The organism is Myxococcus sp. CA056 (genome assembly GCF_013336715.1).
Lineage (GTDB): Bacteria > Myxococcota > Myxococcia > Myxococcales > Myxococcaceae > Myxococcus > Myxococcus llanfairpwllgwyngyllgogerychwyrndrobwllllantysiliogogogochensis.
On the sequence record NZ_JABUMT010000001.1, the window covers coordinates 475,586 to 491,591 of the forward strand.

Sequence of the window (16,006 nt, forward strand, 5' to 3'; positions counted from 1 at the left end):
AGCCGGCCTTCGCACACGCGTCACCCATGGCGCTGTCCCCCCACTTCGCTCGGCAGCAGTGGCACTCGCGGCTCGCCCGGAAGCGAGGGCAACACGGACTTGGGTCGGATGAAGGCCGCGGCGGCCAGCGACAGCTTGCGGCGCGTCGTCACATACGCCCGCGCGCTGAACACGTCGTAGTCGCGCGCCTCGATGTCACGGAGGATGTCGCCGTAGATGGCGCCCATCAGCCGCACCATCCGCTGACTGCCAAAGCCCGTGAGCGACGGCACGCCCCGCGCCGCGCGCGCGTAGTACGTCCGCGCGCGCTCCACCTGGAAGCGCATGAAGTCACGCCACCGCGCGTCCACCTTCCCCTGCCGCAAGTCGTCCTCCGACAACCCGAAGGACGCCAGCTCCTGGGAGGGCAGATACACCCGCCCCCGCTCCAGGTCCTCGCGCACGTCGCGCAGGATGTTGGTGAGCTGCATGCCCCGGCCCAGGTCCGCCGCCGGTTGCAGCGCGCCCTCGTCCGAGCACCCCAGCACCGGCGTCAGCATCAGCCCCACCACGCCCGCCACGCGGTAGCAGTAGAGGTCCAATTCCTCAAACGTGTCGTAGCGGTGCTTCGTCAGGTCCATCTCCATGCCGGAGATGAGGTCCTGGAAGGGCTGCTCAGGAATCCGGTAGTGGCGCACCGTGTGCGCCAGCGCGGCGAACTCTCCCGCGTCCCACGGCGAGCGCGCCGCCGCGCCCTCCAACCGCCCACCCGGCGGCCCCAGCTCCCGCGACGCCAGCTCCGGCATGGGCACATACAGCTCCGCCACCATGCGCCGCGCCCGCCCCAGTCGCACGGACAACTCCTCCATCCCGGAGCCGGCCTCATCCACCAGGTCATCCAGCCGTCGGCAGAACGCATACAGCGCGAACGCCGCCTTCCGACGCTGGCCGAACAACAGATAGGAGGCGAAGAAGAAGCTCTTGGCGTGGTGACGCGTCACCCGCCGGGCCAGCCAGTATCCCCGGCGCACCAGCGCCCTTTCGTCGGACACGCTCATGCCGCCTCCGCCACCTTCACCGGGGCCGCGCGCGGCGCCAGCTTCACGCCCTGCTGGCGCGCCCAGTCTCCCAGTCGCTCGGTGACGAGCCGCGCGGAGATGAGCACCGTGGGCAGCCCCGTGCCCGGCTGCGTGGAGGCCCCGACGAAGAAGAGGTTCTTCACCTTCGCGTCCTGGTTGGCCGGACGGAACGGACCAATCTGGAGGAAGTTCTGCGCCAGGCCGAAGGCACTGCCTCGCGCCAGGTTGAAGGTCCCCGCCCAGTCGTCCGGCGTGAAGACGCGCTCCACCTCGATGTCCGACTCCAGGCGCGGGAAGCCCAGCTCCGCCAGGCGCGCGAAGACCTTGGCGCGCAGCGCCGGCCCCTCCGTCTTCCAGTCCAGCGACGGGTGCTGGTGCGGCACGGGCACCAACACGTAGAGCGAATCCTTGCCCTCGGGCGCCAGCGACGCGTCCGTGCGCGTGGGCGCATTCACGTAGAAGCTCGGGTCCTCCGGCACGCGGAAGCGCTTGAAGATGTCCTCGAACGAGCCCCGGTAGTCGCGGCCGAAGATGACATTGTGATGCAACAGCCCCGGGATTTTCCGGCGCATGCCCAGGTAGAGCATGTAGCCGCTGGAGGTGTAGCGCAGCGACTCGCGGCGCTTGAGCGTGGTGGCCTGGGGGTCCAGCAGCTTCTCGTACGCGTAGGGCAGGTCCGCGTTGCACAGCACCGCGTCCGCCTCCAGCACCTCGCCGCCCTCCAGTCGGACTCCGGTGGTGCGGCCGCCGTCCGTGAGGATGCGCTCCACCGGTGTGCCGTAATGGAAGCGCACGCCCTCCTCGATGGCCACCCGCTCCAGCGCCTGCGGAATGGCGTACAGCCCGCCCTTGGGAAACCAGATGCCCACGCCCAGCTCGGTGAAGGGCAACAGGCCGTAGACGGCGGGCGACTCGAAGGGCGACACGCCCAGGTACATCGTCTGGAAGGTCATCGCCGCGCGCAGCCGGTCATCGCGGAAGAAGCGGCTGACGTCCGGGTACATGCGCCGGTGGGCGCGCACCTGGAAGATGCGGGCCAGCACGCGCGGGGACAGGTAGTCGGTGATGCCCGCGTAGTTGCGGCCCACCAGATGGTCCAGGCTGGTGCGGTACTGGACACGCCCCTGGGCCAGGAAGGCGAGGTAGCGCGCGTAGCTGCCGGGCTCCACCCGCTCCAGCTCGCGCCCCATGGCGCACAGCTCGGAGGTGAACGTCACGTCCGAGCCGTCCCGGAAGTGCACCCGGTAGTTCGGGTCGCACTTGAGCAACGTCAGGTAGTCCTCGATTCGGCGGCCGAGCGCGCGGAAGGTCTCCTCGAACACCTCCGGCATCAGCACGATGGTGGGACCGATGTCCCAGGAGAAGCCATCCACCCGCAGCCGGTTGCAGCGCCCTCCGGGTCCTACCGTCTTCTCGACGACCTGGACGTCGAAGCCCTGGTGCGCCAGTCGCGCCGCGGCGGCCAGACCTCCAACACCGGCGCCCACCACCACCACACGTCTGCCTTGTGTCCGCGGGCTCATGTGTTCCTCAGGCCGCGCGATGCGCGAGCCGCGCGATGAGGGCGTCCATCAAATCCCTCACGCCGTTGGGGTTGGGCAACGACTGGAGGGTGCGGCGAGCCGCGCGAGAGGCGCGCTCCACCATCCGCTCGCACGCGGCACGGCCGCCATGCGCCTCCACCAAGGCGCGAGCACGCGCCAGGGCCACCGTGTCCTTCTCACACTCCGGCAGGGCCCAGAGCGCCTCCAGTTCCTCACGTCCCTCGGGCGTGGCGCGCGCGAAGGCCGCGAGCACCGGGAAGGTCCGCTTGCCTTGGGTGAAGTCGCCATCCGACGACTTGCCCGCCACGCTGGAGTCACCGAAGAGGCCGATGAGGTCATCGCGGAGCTGATAGGCGAGCCCCACCTGGCGGCCCACGCGCTCCAACCCCTCCAGCAGCGCGGGGCTCGCGCCGCCCAGCATCGCGCCACACACCAGCGGCGCGCAGAAGCCGTAGCGCGCCGTCTTGAGATAGGCCACGCGCAGCACCTGGAACAGCGACACCTCCGACAGCGGCGCGCGCTCCAGCGACAGGTCCAGGTACTGGCCCGCCGCCGTGTGCCGGCACACCGACAGGTAGTAGCGGACGACCTTCGCCACGCCCGGCAGCTCCGACTCCAGCATCGCCTCCAGCGCTCGCGCGAAGAGGTGGTCGCCCACCACCACCGCCAGGTCCTCGCCCGTCCGGCCCGGCGCCAGCAGGTGGTGCAACGCCGCGCTCCCGCGCCGCAGCACCGCGCGGTCCGCCACGTCGTCATGAATCAGGAGGAAGGTGTGGAGCAGCTCCAGCCCCGCGGCGAAGCGCCACAGCTCCGAGGGCACCACCGGCGTGCCCTTCGCCAGACAGTGCCCCGCCATCACCAGCGCCGGCCGCACCCGCTTCGCGGGCCGCAGCGCGTACAGCCGCGCCTCCTCCAGCGCCCGCGTCCACCGCGCGTCCAGGCCCGCCTCGTCCGGCAGCTCGAACAGCTCCGACAGCGACGCCTCCACCTCCGCGTGCACCAGCCCCAGCCACGCCTGCTCCAGGGGGACCTCGCCCGGCAACGGCTGCGCAGCGGGACGCGGGAGTGCCATGGGGTGATCCTCCAGATTCAGGACGTTCCTGCCCCCCAGACGTAGCGTTTGCGTCGAGGGCTTGTCAAGGCTATGTACAGGGTTTGTAAGAACCTTGTCCACCGGGGGTCACCTCATGAGGATGTGGATCACAAGCACACTGGCGGCGGCCCTGCTCACGCAGGGCGCGTTGGCTTCCAGCCCAGCAGACGGCCCGCTCGACGCCACGTTACGGAGTTCCAGCGGAGATGAGGTCCGCCTCTCTCGCTGGCGCGGAAAACCGGTAATTCTGTTTTATGAGGACAAGGACTCCACGACGCTCAACGCGGGGATGAAGGAAGAGCTCTTCGCGCGCGGCAAGGAGCGGAATCTCTTGGGCTCCGCCTGGGTGGTGGCGGTGGCGAATCTGAGGAAGTTCGACTTCTTTCCCGCTCGACAGATTGCGCTGTCCTACGTGCGGGACGAGGAGAAGAAGGTGGGCGTGCCCATCCTGGTGGATATGGACGGGACGCTGGGCGCGCCGCCCTGGGGCCTGCCAATGAAGACCTCCAACATCCTCCTCCTGGATGCCCAGGGCGCCCTGGTCTACCGGCATTCCGGGAAGATGAAACCGGAGGAGCAGGTGGCGTTCTTCTCCGCGCTCAGCCAGCTGGTGGGGGTGGACCTCAACACGCCCGCGGCCCCCAAGGCCCCGGAGGCCGCGCCATGAAGGTGGCCGTCACCGGGGCCACGGGCTTTCTCGGCACGGGGCTTGTCCAGGGTTTGTTGAGCCAGGGCCATGGCGTGCATGTGCTGACGCGGGACGTGGCCCGGGCGCTGGAGAAGCTGCCTCCGGGGGTGACGGGGGCGCCCTTCGACGGGCGGACGGCGCTGGCTCCGGAGGCGCTGGCGGGCGCGGACGCGGTCATCCATCTGGCCGGCGAGCCGGTGGCGCAGCGGTGGAGCCGGGATGCGAAGCAGCGCATCCATGACAGCCGGGTGCAGGGCACTCGCACGCTGGTGGAGGCGATGAAGGCGGCGGGCACGGTGAAGCGCTTCGTGTCCACGTCGGCCATTGGCTACTACGGAGGCACGCGCGAAGCGGAGCCGCTGACGGAGCAGAGCCCGCCGGGGGACGACTTCCTGGCGCGCGTGTGTGTGGATTGGGAAGCGGAGGCGTGGGGCGCGCGCGGGGCGGGCATCGGCACGGTGGTGGTGCGGATGGGCGTGGTGCTCCACCCGGACGGCGGCGCGCTGCACAAGATGCTGCCCCCCTTTCGCATGGGCGCGGGGGGACCGGTGGGCAGCGGCCGGCAGTACGTGAGCTGGATTCACCGCGAGGACGCCCAGGCGCTGCTGCGCTTCGCGCTGGAGCACGCGACCCTGGAAGACGGCCCGGTGAACGCGACGGCCCCGGAGCCCGTGACGAACGCGGCCTTCGCCCATGCGCTGGGACATGCGCTGGGCCGCCCTTCGGTGATGCACATCCCCGCGTTCGTGGTGAAGGCGGCCATGGGGGAGATGGCGAAGGTCGTCTTGGAGGGCCAGCGGGTGCTGCCCGAGCGCGCGCGGGAGTCGGGCTTCACCTTCCGCTTCCCGGAGCTGGAGGCCGCGCTGAAACACCTGCTCGCATGAACGATTGTTCGTACCGAGGCGTCACCTGACGCCTTGCGCACATGTACCCGGTGTGTGTGTTTCAAGCATCCGCGAGCCGAAGGGGACGCGCGCGCAACTTCAGACATCGACTCCTGAGAATTCAGAAGACAACATGACTTGAGCCTTCCCACACCCCCCTTCAGGCTCGAGGAGTCGACGATGACTGTGGAACGAGTAGGCAGTGGTGGTTCGTCCGAAGCGGCACAACGCGCGGCGGAGGCAGCGGCTCGACGCGCGGCGGAAGAGGCGGCGCGCCGTGCGGCGGAAGCAGCGCGCCAGGCCGCCGAGGCCGCGCGTCAGGCCGCCGAGGCCGCGCGCCAGGCGCAGGAAGCCAAGAAGGACGAGTCGACCTTCGAGGCCGCGGGCGCGAAGAACACGCTGAACCTGGATGGAAAGGGCTCCGCGCCGGCGACCTCGCTGTTCACGGAGAACAGCCAGGACAGCAAGGTCAACTGCCTGGACAAGGCCGCGGACTTCGTCAGCAAGAGTTCGCCGGAGCTGCAGGGCCGCTCGGACCTGGTGTTCCTCAAGGACTCGCGCACGGGCGCCGAGGGCCAGGCGGGCCACGTCGTCGTGCGGCAGGGTGAGCGCGTGCTCGACCCGAGCAACGGCAAGAGCTACGAGGACATGAAGAGCTACCTCAAGGAGCAGCCGCACTACTCCGAGGCTGGCTCCATCCCGGGCACCACCGCCGCGAAGATTCTGGCCACCGAGGCCGGCTCGCCCGAGCGGGCCCAGGCACTGAGCGACGGGAAGGTGTCACCCGAGCTGCAGAAGATGATGGTCGCCGACCCGACCATTCCCTCGCAGGCCCCCGACGCCGCCAACGCTCCCACCGGCTCCCTCCCCCTTCCGCCCCTCACGGTGCCGGTGGGAAAGAACGGCTCGGTGGGCCTGGAGTTCAGCGCGGAGCTCGACAAGAAGGTCAAGAAGGCGGACGGCTACACCACCGTGGAGCTCTCCGCGGAGATGTCGGTGGGCGCGAACGCCGAGCTGGACATGAAGAAGGTGACCGTGGGCGGAGGCGTCTCCCGCGCGAACACCCAGACATACGAAGTGAAGATGAAGGACGAGGACTTCGAGAAGCTGAAGCAGGGCAAAATCGCGCCGCCGCATCCGCTCAAGCCGGAGACGATTCCGAACGGCGCCTCGGTGAAGATGGACGCCGCCGAGCTCAAGGGCTTCTCCTACAACGGCAGCGTGGACGTGAAGGGCGTCGACCTGGGCCTCGGCGAGGAAATCCAGAAGGGCCGTGGCGTCTCCTTCGAGACCTCGAAGGATGACAAGGGCCAGGTCACCGTGACGGCGGGCCCCACCGACCTCATCAAGAGCGGGGCCTCCGTCAGCGTCGGCGCGGCGGGCGCCACGGTCTCCCTCAACGGGAGCACCGAGCTGACCGACTACAAGATGCGCACCGCCACGTTCGACGTGAACACGAAGGAGGGCAAGGACGCCTTCGAGCAGTTCGCGAAGACGAAGCAGCTGCCGGAGAAGGACGGCGCGGGCGTCTCCGACTCCGCCACCGTCGACAAGCTGGAGCTCTCCTCGGACGCCAAGGTGAAGCTGGAGCTGGGCCCCCTCAGCAAGGAGTTCCAGGCCGTCCCCGAGAACGGCGGCAGCATCACCATCACCACCAAGGGTGATGGCTCGCGGGACACGGTGCTGGAGACCAAGGACGCGGACGGCACGCGGCTCGACTACAAGCGCAGCTTCGACAAGGACGGCAAGGAGGTCTTCGACAAGGACAAGTTCGAATACAAGATGTTCATGGAGGGCCTGTCCGGCGGCGCCGAGTACACGTTCGCGCAGCAGTACAACGTCGACCAGCACGACTTCGACAAGAAGAAGGACATCGAGCTGACGTTCTCCGGAGACCAGCTCACCGAGCTCGCCGATCGCGCCCGCGACTTCAAGTCCCGGTGGGAGAGCCACTCGGGAAAGATGGCGACGAACCAGTTCGAGTTCGTCCAGAAGCTCGCCAACGCGAAGGACCCGGCCGAGGTCGCCGAAATCCTGACGTTGACCAAGAACGCCCCGCGAGGGCTCGGCGGTCTCGCGGAGGACCTGGGCCCCCTGCACGTCCCCGGCAAGCCGCTCCCGGGTGACATCCAGGCCCGCCACCGCGACAACGTCGGCTGAGTCCACCCGCGCTCCGGGGCCACCACACACTCCGGAGCACGGCGCGCGCCCGCGTGGCCGTCTCGCGCTAGAACGCGCTCCCTGGACCCACCAGGGAGCGACACGGGATGGACGCCAAGGAGCTGGAAGCAAGAGCGCGCGCCGAGGGGACACCCGTCATCATCGGAGACACGGCCACCTTCGTGTGGCGTGGGCGAGGCCCCGTCTTCGTCCAGGGTGACTTCCAGGACTGGAGGGGCGAGCCGCTTGCGCTGGAGCGCGTGGCCCCCGGCCTGTGGACGCGCTCGCTGGCGCTGCCCCGCGACGCCTATGTCGAATACGCCCTCTTCGATGCGCACGGCCAACGGCTGAAGGACGACTTCAACACCCGCGTCTCCGACAACGGCTTCGGCGACGTCAACCACGCCTTCTACATGCCCGACGGCGGGCCCTCGCTGCCCCTGCGACGCCCCCGGGGCGTGCCGCGCGGCCGCGTCACCCGCCACCGCGTGGACATGTCCGACGTGGGCCTGGATGGACAGCGCACCGTGCACCTGTACGCCCCGCCGACGCGAGAGCCGGTGCCGCTCCTCGTCGTGCTCGACGGAGACGACTACCTGCGCCGCGTGCGCCTGCCGGAGCTGGTGGACACGCTGGTCGCCGACGGCCGCATGCAGCCCGTCGCCCTCGCGCTCGTCTCCAACGGCGGCCTGACGCGCGGCGTGGAGTACGCGTGCAGCGAGTACACCGTGGCCCTGCTGCTGTGGAAGGTGCTGCCCCTGGCGCGGGAACACCTTTCGTTGGTGGACGAAAGACACAACCCGGGGGTGCATGGGGTGCTGGGCTCGTCGCTGGGCGGGCTGATGTCGCTCTTCATCGGGCTGCGCGCGCCGGAGACCTTCGGGCGGGTGCTGTCGCAGTCGGGGGCGTTCATCGTGGAAAACCACGAGTTCGTCGTGTTCGATCTGGCGCGGCACGTGCCCCGGCGCCCGCTGGAGGTGTGGATGAGCTGCGGGCGCTTCGAGGTGCTCCTGGAGGGCAACCAGCGACTGGGGCCCTTGCTGAAGGCCACGGGACACCGGGTCGAGTACCGGGAGTACAGCGGCGGGCACAATTACCCGGCCTGGCGGGATGACGTGGTGCGTGGGCTGGAGTGGCTGTTTCCCCCGCGGCCCGCGGCCAAGCGCCGGTAGTTGCTGCGCTTCTTCAAGTGTCTTCTGGCGGTCATCAGCGCTGCACTCGCGCGTGTGCCACCTCACCTTTGCACTGGACGCAACTGGCGCCGGGGGCGTCCGATAACTTCCTTGAGACTTCCCGGAGCCATGCCCGCACCGGCTCGCAGTCTTCCTGGAGCGCACTCATGTCGCGCATTGATGGTGGCAACCGTTCGTCCTCGCCGAAGAGCTCCGTCTCGGAGCGCTCCAGCACGGAGCGGCCGGACTCCGCCTCCAAGGGCGCGCAGCAGAGCCCCGGAAAAAAGGACCTCCCAGCACACCAAGCAGTGAGGCCGTTCCAGGGACGCAGCGACTTCGAGCCGGACCGTCGTCCGACACCGCGCGCCACGCCGGCCATCAACGCCGCGCTGGCGCCCGCCGCCTCGGAGGCTTCGGCCATCGCCGGAGCGGACGCGGAGCTGGAGCTGCTCTCCGAGTTCCCCGATGCCGACGCCCAGGGTGGCCTCGCCTCCGCGATGCTGCATGCGCACGCGGACGAGCCCGCCTCGCAGGCGCGAATCGTGGAGCGGCTGAAGCAGGACGGCCGGCTGGAGTCGCTGTTTGGCGAGGTGTTCCGCGAGGGCAATCCCTACGTGGAGCAGCCGCACCGCGCCGCCGTCGTCCGCGCGCTCGACACCGCGATGGCGCGAGGCACCGTGACGAGCGACGACCTGCGCACCTTCACCCGGGGCGCCTACGCCCAGGAGTGGCAGCAGATCGGCTCCGAGCTGTCCACGTCGGACGCGGGCCCGAGCAAGCCGTAGCTTCCCACTGACGTTCCACCAATGTTCGCGCCATGGGTGAGTCGCCCATGGAGACGGTGGACGTGTGTCAGGCGCCGAGCCGCCCGATGAGCGCGCCTCGAACGGCCTGGGCGACGGCGCGCGCGTCACCGGCGAGTTCCTCGGGCAGCCAGTAGTAGAGCAGCCGGCCACTCGTCTCCACCTGGGCGCGGACGAAGCGCATGCCCTGGGCCTCCGCGCGCTCGGGGCTTCGGGGGAAGCACTGCTTGCACAGGCAGGGCAGCGCGGAGTGTTCCTGATGCGCGGTGAAGTTGATGGGGCCACCTCCCGCGCTCGCGAGCAGGAGCTCCGCGTCCGTCGAGGTGAGGACGCGAGGCGTCTGGAGGGACATGCCCAGCGCGCCCTTCGCGGCCTGGAGGCCCTTGCCTGATTCGAAGCGCAGCGTGGGAATGGCGGACGTGACGTCGGTGATGGGGATGCGGTTCTTCCGACCGACCCAGCCCTCGTCATCGGAGGACAGGCCCTCCAGCACGGCGACGAGCCAGAGGGACTCGTTGGGCGGGCGCACCGTAACGAGGAAGAGGCGTCCACCGTCTTCGAGCGGGGACAGGTGCCTGCTCTGGCTGCGGTAACGGTCCGTCGGCAACACCTGGCCGGGTGAGAGGCCGGTGGCCTCCTTCTCGAAAATCGCCTTGCTGATGATGGCCAGCATGTCGGGCATGTCCGCAGTGTAGCAGGGCGCCTAGAGTCCCTGGCGATGCTCGAACTGGACCTGGCCACCGTGCGGTTGCTCGATGAGGACGTCACGGTGCGGCGCGAGGCGGCGAGCGCGGTCGATGCCTCCGAGCTGGTGGGGCGCTACGCGCTGAGGCAGGCGCTGCTCACGGATGAGGACGCGGAGGTCCGGGCCATCGCGGCGCGGCGGCTCGGTGATGCGCGGGATGGGCGCTTCGTTTCCGCGCTGCTCGAAGCGCTCGACGACCCGATGCCGATGGTGCGGAACAGGACGTGGCGGGCGCTGGCGCGATTGGGCGCGGAGGCGCTGCTGCCTCACGCGGCGCGAGCGGTGCGGCAGGAGTCCGTGTGGTGGGTGCGACGGGCGATGGTGCGGGCCTCGGCCTCCGTCGCGGGCACGGGTGCGGTGGGGGTGTTGCTCGCCGCGCTGGAAGACCCGTTCTGGCGCGTGCGTCATGCGGCGGTGCAGGCGTTGGCGTGGCTGGGAGCGGAGCACGAGGACCTGCGGCAACAGGTGCGTCGGGCCGCGGAGGCGGGGGAACAGGCCCACGGTCCGATGCGCTCGGCGGTGGCGTGGCTTGAGACCGAGTGGCGCGCCGTGGCTTCGGGTGAAGCGGGTCCTCGTCCGTTTGAAGCAGAGGGCTCCGCGACACGGCAGCGCGTCGCCGTGGGAACCGCGGCGAACTCCCGGACCGAGGACACGGGCGCAGGCGACACGACTGCATCGACGGCGCTTCCGCAATCAGGTGGTCAGGTCAGCAGCGAGGGTCCACCCAGCCCGCCAGAGCACTCTCACGCGACCGCATCCACGGAGATGGAAGCAGGGCTCACCAGTGAGGACCCGGCGGTCACCACCGCGAGACTGGAGGCTCGACCCGCCGGGTCCCTCTCCGCGCGGGAGCTGGTGGAGTGGCTGGGAGATCCGCACGAACCTCTTCGCGTTCTCGCGCGTCGGCGACTCCTCGAGCGCAAGGACTCGGAAGCGCTGCGCCTCGCGATGCACTGGTTGGACGAGCCGCGCGTACCACACGCACAGGACGAAGCGCGCGCGTTGCTGGAGCGTCTCAACGTGGACGAGGTCGACCTCGCGACCCGCGTCCTCGCGGCGCTCCCTCGTCCGGGCTCACTGGCCTGGGCCGCGCGTGTCGCGGTGAAACAGGGACACGAGACACTCCTCGTTCGGGTGCGCACGCTGGCGAGTCACCCCGAGGCCGCCATCCGCCGCGCGGCGCTCTCCGCGCTCGTATTCGACCCGGACAGTCGAAGCCTCGTGTTGAAGGCTCTCGACGACGAGGACACCGCCGTGCGCGCAGAGGTCATCGGCGCATGGGAGCGCCGGCCCCGGTCCACCGCCGCCGTCCAGGACTTCGCCTCGGCGCTGGTGGCCTTCGCGCCGCGCGCTACCTCTCCCCGAGAGCGGCGGGCCGTCGCGACAGCCGCCGCGTACCTGGAAGCCTCCGAGCCACTCCTCCACGCCTCTCAAGACGAGGACCCCTCCGTGCGCGCGGTGGCACTGCAAGCCCTCGCGTCCCTGGATTGGCTCACGGAGACCGAGCGACAGCACGCCGAGTCCCACGAGGACCCGTGGCTGCGCGCCGCCGTGCTCGACTTCGACAGCGCTGCCCAGGTCTGCCTCGCGGACTCAGACCCGAGCGTGCGGCGCATGGCGTTGCAGCTCGCCCTCTCGCACGGGCGCGCGCTCGCATCGGAGGACCCTTCGTTCCAGTCCACCCTCGCGCTCGGTTGCGCCCTCTCTCCCGACCCGTGGATACGAGCCCGCGCCGCCGAGCAGCTACGTCCCGAGAACGGTGACGCGGAGCTGCGCGCCCTGCTGCGCCTGTCGCGCGACACCGAGCTGATGGTCCGCACGGCTGCGGCCTCTCCGCTGGAAGACTGCGACACACTCGATGCACGACTGGAGTCCCTGCTGGGATTGTCGGCTACCGCTGCGCCCAACGCGCGGCCGGACATTCCACCGCTCCAAGCCGTTCACGACAAGTTGCCCACACCCGAGGCCTCGATACTGGAGCGAGGCGTCGAGTCGGACAGCCCTCCCAACAAGTTCCACACAGTGCCCGCCTCGCCACTGGAGCGACTCGACACACGCGACACGCGACAGGCAGTGCCACCACGCCAGCCCGCTCCCGACAGCGACACGGACCTGCGCATTGCCGCATGGACCTGGCGCTTGCGCCGCGCGGATGACAACGCCTTCGCCCGACTCCGTGACGCCCTGCTCGCCCACGCCGAGCCCTCTCGCGTCGTCACCCATCTGCAAGCGCTGTCGCTCACCTTCCCCGATGCGCGCTTCACCGCCGAGCCCGAGCTCGCGCGTCTCCGCCCCACCTCCGCCCCGCGTCAGCGGACCACCCCATCCCCGCGCCCAGCGCCTCCGCCGCGAGCCTCGTCCCGCTCCCTGGGCCGCACGGGCCTGAACGTCTCGCCGCTCGTCCTCTCGGGCGCGCACCTCACCACGCGCGAGCCCTTCTTCGAGGCGCATGAGGCCGGCATCAACACGTTCTTCTGGGAACCCCGCTACGCCGCATTGACCCAGTTCCTGCGCAGCGGTCGCGGCCCTCGCGAGCGCTCCGTCATCGTCGCGGGCACCTACCACTCGGGCCCAGGCGCCATCCGTCGCGACGTGGAGTCCGCGCTGCGGCGCCTGCGCACCTCCTGGCTCGACGTCTTCCTCCTCTTCTGGGTCCGCGCCCCCGAGCGACTCTCCGACGAGGACTACTCCGCGTTGGAGCGCCTGCGCACCGAAGGCAAACTGCGCGCCTTCGGCTTCTCCACGCACCTGCGAGACCTCGCCCGCGCCGCACTCGCGCGACAGCCCTGGCCCGTCGTGATGACCCGCCACAGCGCCGCGCACCCGGGCGCCGAGGCCGCGCTCCTCCCCGAGGCCCAGCGCCAGGGCACCGGCGTGCTCACCTTCACCACCACCTGCTACGGCCGACTCCTGCGCCCCGTCCCCGGCGCACCCCAGGACACCACCCTCCCCTCCGCGGTGGACTGCTACCGCTACTCGCTCTCCCAACCCGGCGTCAGCGCGAGCCTCACCGCGCCACGCAACCGCCGCGAGCTGCTGCACAACCTCGACGTGCTGTCCCGCCCCTGGATGGAGCCAGATGCCCTGTCCGCCATGCTCGCCCACGGCGAGCGCGTGCGAGCACAAGGGCGACAGCTCGACACCCTGGTGCGTCGTGCGCCCGGAGGGCCTCGGGAAGCCCTGCTCGCACTACTGGAAGAAGATGGGCTCGCGGAGTTCGACGACCTTTCTTCAACGTGAAGGATGTGGTGAGCTTCGCTCCGCTCCTGGGGCCGCGTGCAGCCAGCCTTTCGTCCGCGATGTCACGTCGCGGCTGCCGATGACACCCATTGAAGGACGACGCGGTACGAGGTCCGCCTGGCGGGCTTCCCCGACCTCGTCCGCCTCTGCCGTGCAGGTGGCGGCGTCCCCAGGAGCTCGTGGTTCCCACCGCACCGGTGGCCCTGGAGCGCTGAATGGACCTGGTCTCACTCCTCCTCGAGCTCAAGCCCTTGATGGAGGACCCGGAGGCGCACTTCAGCCGCATCGCCGAGCTGCTGGAGCGTCACCAGGGGCTCGCCGAATACGAAGTGGCCCGCTTCTACGTCAGCCGCCACTGGAGTGAGACCGTCGCGCGGCGCCTGGGCAGCGTGGACCCCCGCGAGCGCCTCCAGGCCGTGCGCCTCATCCCCCTGCTCTTTCCCCGCGTCGCCGCCGCCGGACATCTGCGCCGCCGGGTGAAGGACGCTGACTCCCGCGTGGCCTCCGCCGCGCGCGCCGCCGTGCGCAAGCTGGGCCTCGCGGACGTGTCGCTTCCCGACAGCCGCGTGGAGCCGCCGAGGCGCCCGAGCCCCAGGTCCGTGGGAGGCTGGAACCCCACGGGCTGGCTCTTCGGCCTCTACCCGGGGCTGCGCGACGACGAGGTGAAGCGCAAGCCCGCCGCCACCGAGAACCTGCCCCCACTGCAATCCCGCGAGGACGTGGCGAAGCTGGTGGGCGTGGACGTCGCGGAGCTGGACGCGCTGATGCGCCCAGGCTCCGGCGCGGGCTCCGGCTACGTGGAGTTCGAGACGCCCAAGCGCTCCGGCGGCGTGCGCCGCATCTGCGCTCCCCGCGCGAAGCTCAAGGCCGCGCAACGTGCCCTGCTCGAGGGACTGCTCGCGCACCTGCCCACGCACCCCGCCGTGCATGGCTTCGTGCCCGGCCGCTCCACGGTGACGAACGCCGAGGCACATGTCGGCGCCCACGTCGTGGTGCGCGTGGACCTGGAGGACTTCTTCCCCACGGTGCACTACCGCCGGGTGAAGGGCTTCTTCGAGGCCCACGGCTACAACGACGAGGTGTCCTCCACCCTCGCGGGCCTCACCACCTGGCGCCCCAAGCTCCCGGACGGCACCGTGGTGTGGCCCGGCGTGCTTCCCCAGGGCGCGCCCACCTCGCCCGCCATCGCCAACCTCGTCTGCCGCCGCATGGACGCGCGCCTGCACGCGCTCGCGAAGAAGGCGGGCGCTTCCTACACCCGCTACGCGGATGACCTGTCCTTCTCCTTCGCCAGTCCTCCGGAGCGGCTCGGCCGCTTCCTCTGGTGGGTGAACGCCATCCTCCAGCAGGAGGGCTTCTCCGAGAACGGCGCCAAGCGCCGCGTCATGCGCCAGGGAGGACGCCAGCGGGTGACGGGCCTCACCGTCAACCAACGGGTGGCCATCCCTCGCGAGGAGCGCCGCCGCTTCAAGGCCATCCTCGCCAACTGCCGCAAGCACGGCGTGGAGTCCCAGTCCCGAGGCCGCCCCAACTTCCCGGCCTGGCTGGAGGGTTACGCCGCCTACGTGCGCATGGTGCATCCGGAGCTGGGCGCGCGCTGGCAGCGCGAGGTGAAGGAGCTGCTGACCTCATGAGCGACCTCGATGCACTGCTGGCGAAGGTGGTGGCGGACCCCACCAACGACGCGCCGAGGCTGGCGTGCGCGGATGCACTTCAAACCGTGGATGCCGCGCGCGCCGAGTTCATCCGTGTGCAGCTCGCCCTGCCCGGGCGCATGGACCCGGCTCGACGCCGCTCGCTCCAGTCGCGCGTGCGGGAACTGATGGACGCGAATGGCCGCGCCTGGCTCAAGCCCCTGCGCGACGCGAAGGTGCATGAGCCGCGCTACCACCGGGGCTTCATCGAGGAGCTGAGTCTCGCGGAGGACCGGCTCGCGAAGCACGGCCCGGAGTTGTTCGCGCTGGAGCCCGTGTCCCGGCTGTGCGTGGACACGCGCGACGGCAAGGGCCTGGAGCACGCCGCCGAGCAACCCTGGTTCTCCCAGGTCCGCTGGCTCCGCCTGGAGGGCTCCGGCGTCGATGCGGCGACGAAGGCCCTCGCGGCCTCACCTCGGGCCGGAAACCTGTCGGGCCTGGTGCTCGCGGGCGCGAAGGACACCGCGGTCCGTGCCCTGGTCGAGAGCAAGGCCCTGCCCGCGCTGCGCTCCGTCAGCTTCTCCAGCAGCGCGCTGACGGACACGAGCGCGGAGGTGCTCGCGAAGGCGACCCTCGTGTGGGAGCGGCTCTACCTGTCCGGCTCCGGCCTGTCCGACGAGGGCGTGGCGACGCTCGCGGGCGCGAAGGGCCTGGGCGCGCTCCAGTGGCTGACGCTCAACCGCAACGAGCTGAGCGACGAAGCCGCGGAGGCGCTCGCGAAGAGCAAGGGCCTCACCGGCCTCGAACGTCTGGAGCTGTCGCAGAACGACCTGAGCGAAGAGGGCGCGCTCGCGTTCCGCACCGCCAAGGCGCTGCCGAAGCTGCGGCGCCTGGAGCTGATGGAGATGGGCCTGGACCGCGACGAGCTCGGCCCGCTCGTCAAGCGACTGGGTGCCGGACTGCGACTCTGAGCGGCGCGCAGCCC

Annotated in this window: 12 protein-coding genes; 8 read left to right on the forward strand and 4 right to left on the reverse strand. The window is 70.3% G+C overall.

Features of this window, described 5'->3' with window-relative positions; translation table 11 throughout:
- Positions 1-20: 20 nt before the first annotated feature.
- The 3 genes from HUA76_RS01920 to HUA76_RS01930 are packed head-to-tail and all read right to left on the reverse strand — an operon-like array spanning position 21 to position 3,674.
- Complete coding sequence (locus HUA76_RS01920; RefSeq protein WP_174459828.1) at positions 21-1,037, reverse strand: phytoene/squalene synthase family protein; 1,017 nt, start codon at positions 1,035-1,037, stop codon at positions 21-23.
- Positions 1,034-2,581 carry an NAD(P)/FAD-dependent oxidoreductase gene (locus HUA76_RS01925; RefSeq protein ID WP_174459829.1) on the reverse strand — a complete coding sequence of 516 codons (1,548 nt, stop codon included), beginning with the start codon at positions 2,579-2,581 and terminating at the stop codon, positions 1,034-1,036. The genes HUA76_RS01920 and HUA76_RS01925 overlap by 4 nt, the downstream gene beginning before the upstream one ends.
- 7 nt (positions 2,582-2,588) lie before the next feature.
- The gene (locus HUA76_RS01930; protein ID WP_141647704.1) at positions 2,589-3,674 is read right to left on the reverse strand and encodes a polyprenyl synthetase family protein; all 1,086 of its coding nucleotides are present in this window, start codon (positions 3,672-3,674) and stop codon (positions 2,589-2,591) included.
- Between the two features lie 310 nt (positions 3,675-3,984).
- On the opposite strand from HUA76_RS01930, the gene HUA76_RS01935 reads away from it, so the two are divergent.
- From HUA76_RS01935 to HUA76_RS01955, 5 genes are all read left to right on the forward strand, one after another.
- Positions 3,985-4,362, forward strand: a complete 378-nt coding sequence (locus tag HUA76_RS01935) for a hypothetical protein (RefSeq protein ID WP_246137697.1) — start codon at positions 3,985-3,987, stop codon at positions 4,360-4,362.
- Positions 4,359-5,267, forward strand: a complete 909-nt coding sequence (locus tag HUA76_RS01940; protein ID WP_174459830.1) for a TIGR01777 family oxidoreductase — start codon at positions 4,359-4,361, stop codon at positions 5,265-5,267. Before HUA76_RS01935 ends, HUA76_RS01940 begins: the two co-directional genes overlap by 4 nt.
- Before the next feature lie 180 nt (positions 5,268-5,447).
- Positions 5,448-7,427, forward strand: coding sequence for a hypothetical protein (locus HUA76_RS01945; protein WP_174459831.1), 1,980 nt, complete (start codon positions 5,448-5,450; stop codon positions 7,425-7,427).
- A gap of 107 nt (positions 7,428-7,534) precedes the next feature.
- Entirely contained in the window at positions 7,535-8,599 is a 1,065-nt protein-coding gene (locus HUA76_RS01950) for an esterase family protein (RefSeq protein ID WP_174454426.1), read from the forward strand.
- 167 nt (positions 8,600-8,766) lie between these two features.
- Complete coding sequence (locus HUA76_RS01955; protein WP_141640934.1) at positions 8,767-9,384, forward strand: hypothetical protein; 618 nt, start codon at positions 8,767-8,769, stop codon at positions 9,382-9,384.
- Positions 9,385-9,451: 67 nt separating this feature from the next.
- Here HUA76_RS01955 and HUA76_RS01960 read toward each other — a convergent pair whose 3' ends face one another.
- Entirely contained in the window at positions 9,452-10,084 is a 633-nt protein-coding gene (locus tag HUA76_RS01960; RefSeq protein WP_174459832.1) for a hypothetical protein, read from the reverse strand.
- A 36-nt stretch (positions 10,085-10,120) separates the two neighbouring features.
- Between HUA76_RS01960 and HUA76_RS01965 the strand changes: the two genes are divergently transcribed.
- From HUA76_RS01965 to HUA76_RS01975, 3 genes are all read left to right on the forward strand, one after another.
- Positions 10,121-13,387 carry an aldo/keto reductase gene (locus tag HUA76_RS01965; protein WP_174459833.1) on the forward strand — a complete coding sequence of 1,089 codons (3,267 nt, stop codon included), beginning with the start codon at positions 10,121-10,123 and terminating at the stop codon, positions 13,385-13,387.
- Positions 13,388-13,602: 215 nt separating this feature from the next.
- Complete coding sequence (locus tag HUA76_RS01970; RefSeq protein WP_174459834.1) at positions 13,603-15,021, forward strand: reverse transcriptase family protein; 1,419 nt, start codon at positions 13,603-13,605, stop codon at positions 15,019-15,021.
- Positions 15,018-15,992 carry a TIGR02996 domain-containing protein gene (locus tag HUA76_RS01975; RefSeq protein WP_174459835.1) on the forward strand — a complete coding sequence of 325 codons (975 nt, stop codon included), beginning with the start codon at positions 15,018-15,020 and terminating at the stop codon, positions 15,990-15,992. The genes HUA76_RS01970 and HUA76_RS01975 overlap by 4 nt, the downstream gene beginning before the upstream one ends.
- Positions 15,993-16,006: the final 14 nt, after the last annotated feature.

Excerpts from the sequence above, each read along its gene's own strand:
- HUA76_RS01920 (WP_174459828.1), bottom strand. The coding sequence starts at position 1,037 with ATGAGCGTGTCCGACGAAAGGGCGCTGGTGCGCCGGGGATACTGGCTG.
- HUA76_RS01925 (WP_174459829.1), bottom strand. The coding sequence starts at position 2,581 with ATGAGCCCGCGGACACAAGGCAGACGTGTGGTGGTGGTGGGCGCCGGT.
- HUA76_RS01930 (WP_141647704.1), bottom strand. The coding sequence starts at position 3,674 with ATGGCACTCCCGCGTCCCGCTGCGCAGCCGTTGCCGGGCGAGGTCCCC.
- HUA76_RS01935 (WP_246137697.1), top strand. The coding sequence starts at position 3,985 with ATGAAGGAAGAGCTCTTCGCGCGCGGCAAGGAGCGGAATCTCTTGGGC.
- HUA76_RS01940 (WP_174459830.1), top strand. The coding sequence starts at position 4,359 with ATGAAGGTGGCCGTCACCGGGGCCACGGGCTTTCTCGGCACGGGGCTT.
- HUA76_RS01945 (WP_174459831.1), top strand. The coding sequence starts at position 5,448 with ATGACTGTGGAACGAGTAGGCAGTGGTGGTTCGTCCGAAGCGGCACAA.
- HUA76_RS01950 (WP_174454426.1), top strand. The coding sequence starts at position 7,535 with ATGGACGCCAAGGAGCTGGAAGCAAGAGCGCGCGCCGAGGGGACACCC.
- HUA76_RS01955 (WP_141640934.1), top strand. The coding sequence starts at position 8,767 with ATGTCGCGCATTGATGGTGGCAACCGTTCGTCCTCGCCGAAGAGCTCC.
- HUA76_RS01960 (WP_174459832.1), bottom strand. The coding sequence starts at position 10,084 with ATGCCCGACATGCTGGCCATCATCAGCAAGGCGATTTTCGAGAAGGAG.
- HUA76_RS01965 (WP_174459833.1), top strand. The coding sequence starts at position 10,121 with ATGCTCGAACTGGACCTGGCCACCGTGCGGTTGCTCGATGAGGACGTC.
- HUA76_RS01970 (WP_174459834.1), top strand. The coding sequence starts at position 13,603 with ATGGACCTGGTCTCACTCCTCCTCGAGCTCAAGCCCTTGATGGAGGAC.
- HUA76_RS01975 (WP_174459835.1), top strand. The coding sequence starts at position 15,018 with ATGAGCGACCTCGATGCACTGCTGGCGAAGGTGGTGGCGGACCCCACC.